The following is a 12,320-nucleotide window of genomic DNA, read 5'->3' as shown; positions in this document are numbered from 1 at the left end:
TCACTGCGTTTGACCGCACGTGTGTCTCCTGCTGAGAGGGCATGAGACACAGCGACCCAGGCTACCAGTCGGCTTCCGGACAGCCCAATCCGGCTGCGGGCCACCCGCCCGGACCGCGCGAACCCACCCAAACCGGTCCCCGCTCCACGCCCGTGGGACCATGGAGCCTACGTATCGATCCGACCCGAGACCGCAGACACTGCGGACGCCTCAAGAATCAGGACCCTGCGTGCCCGCGATCCCTAGCCATGTGCCCGAGCCGAGCCGTACCGACCCGGCTCTGATCCGCAATTTCTGCATCATCGCGCACATCGACCACGGCAAGTCCACCCTCGCCGACCGGATGCTCCAGCTGACCGGAGTGGTCGACCAGCGGCAGATGCGCGCCCAGTACCTCGACCGCATGGACATCGAGCGCGAGCGCGGCATCACGATCAAGTCCCAGGCGGTGCGCCTGCCGTGGGCCCCGACCGACGGGGACGGGGGCGGTCGGGGCAGGACTCACATCCTGAACATGATCGACACCCCGGGACACGTCGACTTCACGTACGAGGTCTCGCGGTCGCTCGCGGCCTGTGAGGGGACCGTTCTCCTGGTCGACGCCGCTCAGGGCATCGAGGCCCAGACCCTCGCCAACCTCTACCTGGCGATGGAGAACGAGCTCACCATCGTCCCGGTGCTGAACAAGATCGACCTGCCGGCCGCCCAGCCGGAGAAGTTCTCCGAGGAACTGGCCAACCTCATCGGCTGCCAGCCCGAGGACGTGCTCAAGGTCTCGGCGAAGACCGGCATCGGGGTGGACGCGCTGCTGGACCGGGTCGTCCGCGACGTCCCGGCCCCGGTCGGCGTCAAGGACGCCCCCGCCCGCGCGATGATCTTCGACTCGGTCTACGACTCCTACCGGGGCGTGGTCACGTATGTCCGTGTCATCGACGGCCAGCTCAACAAGCGCGAGCGCATCAAGATGATGTCGACCGGCGCCACGCACGAACTCCTGGAGATCGGCGTCTCGTCGCCCGAGATGACCCCGGCCGACGGCATCGGCGTCGGCGAGGTGGGCTACATCATCACCGGCGTGAAGGACGTCCGTCAGTCCAAGGTCGGTGACACGATCACCAGCAAGGAGAAGGGCGCCACCGAGGCCCTCGGCGGGTACAAGGACCCCAAGCCGATGGTCTTCTCGGGCCTCTATCCGCTGGACGGCTCGGACTACCCCGACCTCCGCGAGGCGCTGGACAAGCTCCAGCTCAACGACGCCGCCCTGGTCTACGAGCCGGAGACCTCCGCGGCCCTCGGTTTCGGCTTCCGCGTCGGCTTCCTCGGCCTGCTGCACCTCGACGTCATCCGTGAGCGCCTGGAGCGCGAGTTCAACCTCGAACTCATCGCCACCGCGCCCAACGTGGTCTACCGCGTGATCATGGAGGACGGGAAGGAGCACACGGTCACCAACCCGAGCGAGTTCCCCGAGGGCAAGATCGACAAGGTCTTCGAGCCGGTCGTCCGGGCCACGATCCTCGCTCCCAGCGAGTTCATCGGCTCGATCATGGAGCTCTGCCAGACCCGCCGCGGCACCCTGCTCGGCATGGACTACCTCTCCGAGGACCGTGTCGAGATCCGTTACACGCTCCCCCTCGCCGAGATCGTCTTCGACTTCTTCGACAACCTGAAGTCCAAGACCCGCGGCTACGCCTCCCTGGACTACGAGCCCACGGGAGAGCAGGACGCCCAGCTCGTGAAGGTCGACATCCTGCTGCACGGCGACCGCGTCGACGCCTTCTCCGCCGTCACCCACAAGGACGCGGCGTACGCGTACGGGGTGCGGCTCGTCGCCAAGCTGCGCGAGCTGATCCCGCGTCAGGCCTTCGAGATCCCCATCCAGGCGGCCATCGGGTCGCGGGTCATCGCCCGCGAGACCATCCGCGCGATCCGCAAGGACGTTCTCGCCAAGTGCTACGGCGGTGACATCTCGCGTAAGCGGAAGCTGCTGGAGAAGCAGAAGGAGGGCAAGAAGCGGATGAAGATGGTGGGCTCTGTGGAGGTTCCACAGGAGGCCTTCATCGCCGTCCTGTCGAGCGACGAGAACGCCGGGTCGGGCAAGGGCAAGAAGTAGCCAACCCCGGACCGCGGGAATAGGGAGAACGGGGGCTCGCCGTGTGACAACGCGGCGGGCCCCCTTCGTATGCGTACCGTCGGCCTGTACGGAGCGAACAGTCGATCTCTGCACGAAGTGACAGGCCGTCGCCCCTTACGCGCCGGGCGGTCGCGCCTTACTCTGATCTCTGCTCGGTAGTTACTCGCGAGTTAAACAACAGCCGCAAATGAGCCAGCCGCCGCACTGCCGCGGGCCCCGGAGGATGTCGTGAGCGACACACAGACCTTGATCGAGAACCGTCCGCCGTCCGTCGCCGGTCTTTTCCTGGACCGAGTGGCCGCCACGCCGGACGCCGAGGCCTACCGCTATCCGGTACCCCCGGCCGCCGGTGAGGGCCCCGACGACTGGAAGTCGCTGACCTGGGCACAGACCGCGGAACGCGTCTACGCCATCGCCGCCGGCCTCATCGAACTGGGCGTACAGCCGGAGCAGCGCGTCGCGCTCGCCTCGGCGACCCGCGTCGAGTGGATCCTCGGTGACCTGGGCATCATGTGCGCCGGCGCCGCCACGACCACGGTGTATCCGCAGACCAACACCGACGAGTCGGCGTTCATCCTCTCCGACTCCGCCAGCAAGGTGCTGATCGCCGAGGACGCGACCCAGCTCGCCAAGGCGCAGGAGAAGAGCGCCGAGCTGCCCGAACTCACCCACGTCGTGGTCATCGACCCGGCCGGCGTCGAGAGCGGCGAGGGGGTGCTCACCCTCGCCGAGCTGGAGCAGCGTGGTGCCGCCTACCTGGAGAAGAACCCGGACCTGATCAAGGAGCGGGTCGGGGCGATCACGAAAGACCAGCTCGCCACCCTTATCTACACCTCGGGTACGACGGGCCGCCCCAAGGGGGTCCGGCTGCCGCACGACAACTGGTCGTACATGGCGAAGGCGATCGCCGCGACCGGACTGGTCGGCCCGGAGGACGTCCAGTACCTGTGGCTGCCGCTCGCGCACGTGTTCGGCAAGGTGCTGACCTCCGGCCAGATCGAGGTCGGGCACGTCACCGCCGTCGACGGCCGCGTCGACAAGATCATCGAGAACCTTCCGGTCGTGCAGCCGACGTACATGGCCGCCGTGCCGCGCATCTTCGAGAAGGTCTACAACGGGGTCGCGGCCAAGGCGCGGGCCGGTGGCGGCGCCAAGTACAAGATCTTCCAGTGGGCCTCCGAGGTCGCCCGCGAGTACGCCAAGGTCACCCAGGACAACTTCCGGCGCACCGGCACCGCGTCCGCGCCCTTCGCACTCTCCGCGAAGCACAAGGTCGCCGACGCGCTCGTCTTCTCCAAGATCCGCGAGGCCTTCGGCGGCAACCTGCGTGCCTGCGTCTCCGGATCGGCCGCCCTCGCACCCGATATCGGCTTCTTCTTCTCCGGCGCCGGCATCCACATCCTGGAGGGCTACGGCCTCACCGAGTCCTCCGCCGCCTCCTTCATCAACCCCGGCGAGGCGTACCGCACCGGCACGGTCGGCAAGCCGGTGCCCGGTACGGAGGTGCGCATCGCGGACGACGGCGAGATCCTGCTGCGCGGGCCCGGCATCATGGAGGGCTATCACGGTCTGCCCGAGAAGACCGCCGAGGTGCTGGAGTCCGACGGCTGGTTCCACACCGGTGACATCGGTGAGCTGTCGGCGGACGGCTATCTGCGGATCACCGACCGCAAGAAGGACCTGATCAAGACGTCCGGCGGCAAGTACATCGCGCCGGCCGAGGTCGAGGGGCAGTTCAAGGCGGTCTGCCCGTACGTCTCCAACATCCTCGTCCACGGCGCCGACCGGAACTTCTGCACGGCCCTCATCGCGCTCGACGAGCTGTCCATCCTGGCCTGGGCGAAGGACAACGGCCTCGAAGGGAAGTCGTACGCGGAGGTCGTCGCCGCGCCGGGGACGGTGGCGCTCATCGAGGGGTACGTCAAGGAGCTCAACGGCGGGCTTCAGAGGTGGCAGACCATCAAGAAGTTCCGGCTGCTGCCGCGGGATCTCGACATCGAGCACGGGGAGATCACGCCGAGTCTGAAGTTGAAGCGGCCGGTTGTCGAGCGGGAGTACAAGCACCTGATCGATGAGATGTACGCGGGGTCGCGGGAGGCGTAGCGCGGTCGCGGAGGCGTGGTGGGGGACTCGCGACGGCTGCTGCGGCGCCGCTGTGGCCGGTCGCGCAGTTCCCCGCGCCCCTCAGGTCAGGATCGGCGGCCCCTGTCCATCAGTTGACGTAGTGCGCGCACCTGGCTGATCAGCCTTGCCCTGTCCGGGGGTTCTCCCCGGGCAGTTGCTGTTTCCGGTCCGCCGAGCCGGCGCTGAGTGCGCTGTCGGCCGCGTGTCCGCGGGCTCCCCGAGTTCCCCGGGCTGCCCGCGGCCCGGTACCGCTGTTCCGCTCGTGGTGCACGCCGTCCGGGCTGGCGCCTCACTGCCGGGACGAACGAGGGGCCACCGGGCCGTGTCCGGTTTCTGGCACCTTCGCGAAGTCGCCGTCCCGGGCCGCGGTCGTCGCGGCGAGCGGCGGGCGCAGGTCGGATGCCCGAATCTGTCTTTCTTCGACCACTTCCGTAGCACTGTTCCCGCTCTTGGCGGCCCACTTCGTAACTCGGCGCTCATGGGCGTGGTCGGTCTGTCACTCTGTCCGCGTCCACTGAGGTGTATTCGTACGAACTGCCCGGGGAGCTGCCCATGGGGGCCATTCCGACGCAACGGGAGACCGTGCCCCGTGCGCCGTCCCGTGCGCCCGGCGCGCTCGCGCGGCGGGGCGCGGACCGGCGCACGGTCGCACACGCCACGCTGGGTGGCGGCCCCCTCGCGCCCGGCGCCGCCCGTGGCCTCGTACGTGCCGCCCTCGCCGAATGGGCCCGGCTCGGCCTGCCCGGTGCCGCCGCGCTGCCCGACCGGCTCACCGACGACGCCATGGTGGTCGTCAGCGAACTCGTCACCAACGCGGTCGTCCACGCGGGGACCGACGTGGAACTGCAGTGCCGCCTGGAGACCCCGGGCGGACCGGAGGAGGGGGAGCGGGGAGCAGGTGACGAGGAGGAGGCGGGCGTCGGCGTCGCACTCGTCGTCGAGGTGTCCGATCACCACCCGTCCCGCGCCCCCCGGGACGGCGGTGTCGAACTCCCGTATGACATACCGGAGTACGGGCGTGGCCTTCGCCTCGTCTCCGTGCTCTCCGAGGCCTGGGGCGTCACCTACCGCACCGGTATCAAGACCGTCTGGGCGCGGCTCCCCGCCGAAGGTGTGACGGTCGACGACGACGTCGACGCGTACGCCGCCACGCAGACCCTCGGGCACGGGTTACGGGTCGCCGAGATCCTCGCCCCCGAGCCGCCGCGCGGTCCGTGCGACCAGGAGTGGCTCAATCACGGCGCCCTCTCCTTCCTCGCCGAGGCGTCCGACCTCCTCGCCGGGCAGCTCGACGAGGACCTCGTGGCCGCGCTCACCGGGCAGCTCCTCGTGCCACGCCTCGCCGACTGGTGCGCGGTGTGGCTGGAGGACGAGTCCATGGGACGCGGCAGCTGGGGCGAAGGAGGCGGGGCTGGAGGCGGGGACGGGGGGTACACCGGGCCCGGGCCGCGGCTCGCCCGGGTCTGGCACAGCAGCGAGGACCTGGTCGAGGAGCTGTGGCGCGCCCTGGAGAAGGACCCGCCGCGCCCGCCCGACACCACCAGAACCGGGCCGGTCACCGTGCCCTGGCCCGGTGAGGCGCTCGGCGCGCATGGGGAGACCGGCTCCGCGCTCGCCTACCGGCTGGTCGCGGGCGGCCGGCCGCTCGGCACGCTGGTCATCGGGCGGGCCGGCGCGATCCGCTTCCCCGACGAGGTCACCGGCCTGGTCGAGGATCTCAGCCGCCGTGTCGCGCTCGCCATCGGCGCCGCCCGCCAGTACGCCCGCCAGGCCACCATCAGCCGTGTCCTCCAGCGCGGCCTGCTCCCCGGCGCCGTCGCCGAGATCCCCGGCGTCACCAGCGCCCTCGTCTACGAACCCTGCGACAAGGGAGGGCCCAGCGGCGACTTCTACGACCTCTTCCCGGCCGGCGACGGCCGCTGGTGCTTCGCCGTCGGCGATGTCCAGGGCAAGGGCCCGGAAGCCGCCGTGGTGATCGGCCTCGCCCGCCCCTGGCTGCGGCTGCTCGCCCGCGAGGGCTACCGCGTCGCCGACGTCCTCGACCGCCTCAACCAGCTGCTCCTCGACGATGCGACGGAGACGGCGGACGCGGCGGCCCGGGCGCTGGTCGCGGCGGACGGGCGTCCCGCCCCAGTGGTGGGCCCCGCGGGTTCGGTCGCCTCGGCCGTCCCTGGCGTCCTGGCTTCGGCACGTCCGGGCGAGGGGCCGCAGACCCGCTTCCTCTCCCTCCTCTACGGCGAACTCGCGCCCTTCGAGGGAGGCGTGCGCTGCACTGTCGCCTCGGCCGGGCATCCGCTGCCCCTGGTGCTCAGGGCGGGCGGTGAGGTCCGTACGGCCGCCGAACCGCAGACGCTGCTCGGGGTCGTCGAGGACGAGACGTACACGAGCGGGAGCTTCGAGCTGCGGCCCGGCGACAGCCTGCTGTGCGTCACCGACGGGGTGACCGAGCGGCGCTGCGGGCCCCGCCAGTTCGACGACGGCGACGGGCTGGCCAACGCCCTCGCCGACTGCGCCGGACTGAACGCGCAGCTGATCGCGGAACGTATCCGCCGGCTCGTGCACGAGTTCGGGGAGAAGCCGCCGGAGGACGATCTGGCGCTGCTCGTGCTCCAGGCGGACCCGCTCCGCGAGTGACTCGCGCCCGGGGTGTCGGGCAGGGCATCGGGTCCGTCGGACGGGCCGCCTCGCCGGTGCTGGACAATGGAGGACATGCCCTCCGCACTCCCCGACGGCGAACCCGTCCCCGAAGACGGTGCCCTGCCCGCCCCCGCGCTCGCCGGGGCCGCGGACCGTCCTCTCGGGTTCTACCTCCATGTCCCGTACTGCGCGACCCGCTGCGGCTACTGCGACTTCAACACCTACACGGCGACCGAGCTGCGCGGCACGGGCGGTGTGCTGGCCTCCCGCGACAACTACGCGGACACCCTGACCGACGAGGTACGGCTGGCGCGCAAGGTGCTGGGCGACGACCCGCGGCCGGTCCGCACGGTGTTCGTCGGAGGCGGTACGCCCACTCTGCTGGCCGCCGACGATCTCGTACGGATGCTGCGCTCGATCCGCGACGAGTTCGGCCTCGCGGCGGACGCGGAGGTGACGACGGAGGCGAATCCGGAGTCGGTGGACGAGCGGTATCTGGCCACCCTGCGCGAGGGCGGCTTCAACCGGATCTCGTTCGGGATGCAGAGCGCGAAGCAGCACGTGCTGAAGGTGCTGGACCGTACGCACACGCCAGGGCGCCCCGAGGCGTGCGTGGCGGAGGCGCGGGCCGTGGGGTTCGAACATGTGAACCTCGACCTGATCTACGGCACCCCCGGGGAGTCCGACGACGACTGGCGGGCCTCACTGGAGGCGGTGCTCGGGGCGGGGCCGGATCACGTCAGCGCGTACGCCCTGATCGTCGAGGAGGGGACGCAGCTGGCTCGGCGTATCCGCCGGGGCGAGGTGCCGATGACCGACGACGACGTGCACGCGGACCGGTATCTGATCGCGGACGAGGTGCTGGGCACGGCGGGTTACGAGTGGTACGAGGTGTCCAACTGGGCGACCTCGCGGGCAGCCCGGTGCCTCCACAACGAGCTGTACTGGCGCGGCGCCGACTGGTGGGGCGCGGGGCCCGGGGCGCACAGCCATGTGGGGGGCGTGCGGTGGTGGAACGTGAAGCATCCGGGAGCGTACGCCGGGGCGCTCGCGGCGGGGCGGTCGCCGGGGGCGGGGCGTGAGGTGCTGTCGGAGGAGGACCGGCGGGTGGAGCGCGTTCTGCTGGAGCTGAGGTTGCGGGAGGGCGTGCCGTTGGCGCTGTTGCGCTCCGCCGGGCTGGTGGCTGCGGGGCGGGCGCTGGGGGAGGGGCTGCTGGAGGCGGGGCCCTATGGCGAGGGGCGGGCGGTGTTGACGTTGCGGGGGCGGTTGCTGGCGGACGCGGTGGTTCGGGACCTGGTGGACTGAAGGGACCTCGTCCTCAGACTCCCCCAGAGGAGGGACCCCCGGACGGGCTGGAGTGCGGTGCCGTGACGAAGTCGATCAGTTCCTCCACGCGGCCCAGCAGCTCCGGTTCCAGGTCCCGGTACGAGCCCACCCGCGCCAGAATCGCCCGCCACACCGCCCCCGTGTTGTCCGGCCACCCCAGTTCCCTGCACACCCCCGTCTTCCAGTCCTGTCCGTGCGGGATCCGGGGCCAGCCCGGGATGCCCAGTGAGGCCGGTTTCACCGCCTCCCACACGTCGATGTACGGATGCCCGACCACCAGCGCGTGTTCGCTCGTCACCGACTGCGCGATCCGGAACTCCTTCGTGCCCGGAACCAGGTGGTCCACCAGGATGCCCAGGCGGGCGTCCGGGCCGGGAGCGAACTCGGTCACGATCGCGGGCAGGTCGTCGATGCCCTCCAGGTACTCGACGACCACGCCCTCGACCCGCAGATCGTCGCCCCACACCTTCTCGACCAGTTCGGCGTCGTGACGCCCCTCGACATAGATCCGCCCCGCCCGGGCCACCCGTGCCCGGGCACCGGGAACCGCCACCGAGCCGGAAGCGGTGCGGGACGGACGTGCCGGGGACGAAGAAGGAGACGTTCCCGGGGACGGGCGTACGAGGGTCACCGTCCTGCCCTCCAGCAGGAAGCCGCCCGGCTCCAGCGGGAACACACGGTGTTTGCCGAAGCGGTCCTCCAGGGTGACCGTGCCCGCCTCGCAGCGGATCACCGCGCCGCAGAAGCCCGTACCCGGCTCCTCGACCACCAGGCCCGGGTCTGCCGGGACCTGCGGCACGGGCTTGGGCTTCTTCCACGGCGGGGTCAGGTCCGGAGAGTACTGGCGCATTCGGATGACGATAGGAGAAGCGGTCCTGCCGTCAGTTCACCGGCTCCCGCGACACGCCGAAACGCGTTGCCAGGGCGTCCCGTTGGGCCCGTACGAACGCCGCGTCCACCACCGCGCCGTGGCCGGGTACGTACAGCGCCTCCTCGCCGCCCAGGGCGAGGAGGCGGTCGAGGGCCGCCGGCCAGCGCGACGGTACGGCGTCGGGGCCGGCCTGGGGTTCGCCCGACTCCTCGACCAGGTCGCCGCAGAAGACGACGGTCGGCGCGTCGTCGCCGCTGCCGGCACCGGGTACGACGACCACCAGGTCGTTGCGGGTGTGGCCCGGGCCGACCGTCCTCAGGAGGGCTTTCGGGCCGTCGCCCAGTTCGACCTCGACGGTGAGGTCCGCCCGGACGTGTCTGTGCGGAACGACCAGGGTGTCCGCCGCCTCCTCCGCCGCACGGACGTCCAGACCGTTGCGTACCGCGTCCGCGCACAACGCCTCGCGCCCCACTTTCCCGAATTCGCCCCCGGCGCCCTCCGCATCCTCCGCGGCCAGGACCTGCGCACCCGCGAACGCCGCCGCCCCGAAAACGTGATCGAAGTGGCGGTGCGTGAGTGCGAGAAAGTCCACACGGCGACCGGCGAGTTCCTGGGCCTCCAGGCGCAGCCTCGCACCCTCCGCGAGACTCGATCCGGCATCGATCAGCAGTGCGCCGCCCGGCCCGGTCACCAGCCCCACCGTGCAGTCCCAGACCGGCAGCCGGCACCGGCCCACCCCGGCCGCCAGGCGCTCCCAGCCCAGGTCGTGCCACCTCGGCTCTTCCCAAGTCACCTTCATACGGCGACGCTAGCCGGAGAGGCCCGACCTGTGGGCCGGACAGCTCGCGGCACACGACATCGCAGGACAGGTCGGTACACGTCGGCAGATCGGCGCAGGCCGCCCTTGCCGGGGGTGTACCCGACAGCCGTACACTGGGCCGGGGAACTCTGGCACTCGGACACGAAGAGTGCCAGGGAAGGCCAATGGAGAGCCGAAGAGCCGATGATGGCCCGGGCGGGAGAACCGGGTACCGGGTAGGCGCAACAGGGGACGACAGTAGCTGGAGGTGTGCGCGATGCTCAGTGAACGCAGGCTCGAAGTGCTGCGCGCGATCGTCCAGGACTATGTCGGCACCGAGGAGCCGGTCGGGTCCAAGGCACTCACCGAGCGGCACAACCTCGGGGTCTCGCCGGCGACCGTCCGCAACGACATGGCGGCGCTGGAGGACGAGGGCTTCATCGCCCAGCCCCACACCAGCGCCGGGCGCATCCCGACCGAGAAGGGCTACCGGCTCTTCGTCGACAGGCTCGCCGGCGTCAAGCCGATGACGGCACCCGAGCGGCGCGCCATCCAGAACTTCCTGGACGGCGCCGTCGACCTCGATGACGTCGTCGGGCGGACGGTCCGGTTGCTGGCGCAGCTGACGCGGCAGGTCGCCGTCGTGCAGTATCCGTCACTCACCCGGTCGACCGTCCGGCACGTGGAGCTGCTCTCGCTCGCTCCCGCGCGCGTGATGCTCGTGCTGATCACGGACACCGGCCGCGTGGAGCAGCGGATGATCGACTGCCCGGCGCCCTTCGGGGAGACGTCTCTGGCGGATCTACGCGCGCGGCTCAACAGCCGGGTCGCGGGCCGCCGTTTCGCGGATGTGCCGCAGCTCGTGCAGGACCTCCCGGAGGCCTTCGAGGCGGAGGACAGGGGAGCCGTCGCGACGGTGCTCTCCACCCTCCTGGAAACGCTCGTCGAGGAGGCCGAGGAGCGGCTGATGATCGGCGGAACCGCCAATCTGACCCGCTTCGGACATGACTTTCCCCTCACTATCCGGCCGGTACTGGAAGCGTTGGAGGAACAGGTCGTACTTCTCAAACTCCTTGGTGAGGCCGGGGATTCGAGCATGACCGTACGAATCGGTCACGAGAACAAATACGAGGGACTCAACTCCACGTCCGTCGTGTCGGTCGGCTACGGTTCGGGCGGCGAGGCAGTAGCCAAGCTCGGCGTGGTCGGACCGACCCGCATGGACTACCCGGGAACGATGGGAGCGGTACGCGCAGTGGCACGGTACGTCGGACAGATCCTGGCGGAGTCCTAAGTGGCCACGGACTACTACGCCGTACTCGGCGTGCGCCGCGACGCGTCCCAGGACGAGATCAAGAAGGCGTTCAGGAGGCTCGCCCGCGAGCTGCACCCGGACGTCAACCCCGATCCGAAGACGCAGGAGCGGTTCAAGGAGATCAACGCCGCGTACGAGGTGTTGTCGGACCCGCAGAAGAAGCAGGTCTACGACCTCGGCGGTGACCCCCTCTCGCAGGCGGGTGGCGGCGCGGGCGGCTTCGGAGCCGGTGGCTTCGGGAACTTCTCGGACATCATGGACGCGTTCTTCGGAACAGCCTCCCAGCGGGGGCCGAGGTCGCGTACGCGGCGCGGCCAGGACGCGATGATCAGGCTCGACATCGAGCTCGACGAAGCCGCCTTCGGGACCACCAAGGACATCCAGGTCGACACGGCCGTGGTGTGCGGTACCTGCAGTGGTGAGGGCGCTGCGCCGGGGACCTCGGCCCAGACCTGCGACATGTGTCGCGGGCGGGGTGAGGTGTCCCAGGTGACGCGGTCCTTCCTCGGCCAGGTCATGACCTCGCGGCCCTGCCCGCAGTGCCAGGGGTTCGGGACCGTCGTTCCGACGCCGTGCCCCGAGTGCGCGGGCGACGGGCGGGTGCGGTCACGCCGGACGCTGACCGTGAAGATCCCCGCGGGGGTCGACAACGGTACGAGGATCCAGCTCGCCGGTGAGGGCGAGGTGGGACCCGGCGGTGGTCCCGCCGGTGACCTGTACGTCGAGATCCATGAGCTGCCGCACGCGCAGTTCCAGCGGCGCGGGGACGACCTGCACTGCACGGTGACCCTTCCGATGACGGCGGCGTCGCTGGGCACGAAGGTGCCGTTGGAGACGCTCGACGGGCTGGAGGAGGTCGACATCCGTCCGGGCACACAGTCCGGGCAGTCGATCCCTCTGCACGGGCGCGGAGTCACGCATCTCCGGGGCGGTGGGCGTGGTGACCTCCTGGTGCATGTCGAGGTCATGACTCCTTCGAAGCTCGATCCCGAGCAGGAGCGGTTGCTGCGGGAGCTGGCGAAGCTGCGGGGTGAGGAGCGGCCCATGGGGCAGTTCCAGCCTGGGCAGCAGGGGTTGTTCTCGCGGTTGAAGGACGCGTTCAACGGGCGCTGAGGGA

General features: G+C 70.4%; 8 protein-coding genes. 6 read left to right on the top strand and 2 right to left on the bottom strand.

The window, feature by feature from the left end; translation table 11 throughout:
• Window positions 1-229 precede the first annotated feature (229 nt).
• From lepA to hemW, 4 genes are all read left to right on the top strand, one after another.
• The gene (gene lepA, locus OHN74_RS13660; protein WP_327694844.1) at window positions 230-2,110 is read left to right on the top strand and encodes a translation elongation factor 4; all 1,881 of its coding nucleotides are present in this window, start codon (window positions 230-232) and stop codon (window positions 2,108-2,110) included.
• Window positions 2,111-2,359: 249 nt separating this feature from the next.
• Entirely contained in the window at window positions 2,360-4,234 is a 1,875-nt protein-coding gene (locus tag OHN74_RS13655) for an AMP-dependent synthetase/ligase (RefSeq protein ID WP_327694843.1), read from the top strand.
• Window positions 4,235-4,807: 573 nt separating this feature from the next.
• A complete protein-coding gene (locus OHN74_RS13650) occupies window positions 4,808-6,889 on the top strand; it encodes a SpoIIE family protein phosphatase (protein ID WP_327694842.1) in 2,082 nt (693 codons plus the stop codon).
• Between the two features lie 75 nt (window positions 6,890-6,964).
• Complete coding sequence (hemW, locus tag OHN74_RS13645) at window positions 6,965-8,197, top strand: radical SAM family heme chaperone HemW (RefSeq protein WP_327694841.1); 1,233 nt, start codon at window positions 6,965-6,967, stop codon at window positions 8,195-8,197.
• Window positions 8,198-8,210: 13 nt separating this feature from the next.
• On the opposite strand, the gene OHN74_RS13640 is transcribed toward hemW, so the two are convergent.
• The gene (locus OHN74_RS13640; protein ID WP_327694840.1) at window positions 8,211-9,068 is read right to left on the bottom strand and encodes a DUF3097 domain-containing protein; all 858 of its coding nucleotides are present in this window, start codon (window positions 9,066-9,068) and stop codon (window positions 8,211-8,213) included.
• A gap of 31 nt (window positions 9,069-9,099) precedes the next feature.
• Window positions 9,100-9,888, bottom strand: a complete 789-nt coding sequence (locus tag OHN74_RS13635; RefSeq protein WP_327694839.1) for an MBL fold metallo-hydrolase — start codon at window positions 9,886-9,888, stop codon at window positions 9,100-9,102.
• Between the two features lie 277 nt (window positions 9,889-10,165).
• Here OHN74_RS13635 and hrcA point away from each other — a divergent pair, with 277 nt between their 5' ends.
• Together hrcA and dnaJ are read left to right on the top strand one after the other, a co-directional pair.
• Window positions 10,166-11,182 (top strand): heat-inducible transcriptional repressor HrcA, encoded by a 1,017-nt coding sequence (gene hrcA, locus OHN74_RS13630; RefSeq protein WP_327694838.1) that lies wholly within the window; start codon window positions 10,166-10,168, stop codon window positions 11,180-11,182.
• Entirely contained in the window at window positions 11,183-12,316 is a 1,134-nt protein-coding gene (gene dnaJ, locus OHN74_RS13625; RefSeq protein WP_327694837.1) for a molecular chaperone DnaJ, read from the top strand.
• Window positions 12,317-12,320 lie beyond the last annotated feature (4 nt).

This window comes from Streptomyces sp. NBC_00459 (genome assembly GCF_036013955.1).
Classification (GTDB): domain Bacteria; phylum Actinomycetota; class Actinomycetes; order Streptomycetales; family Streptomycetaceae; genus Streptomyces.
This window is presented reverse-complemented; position numbering and strand designations above follow the sequence as displayed.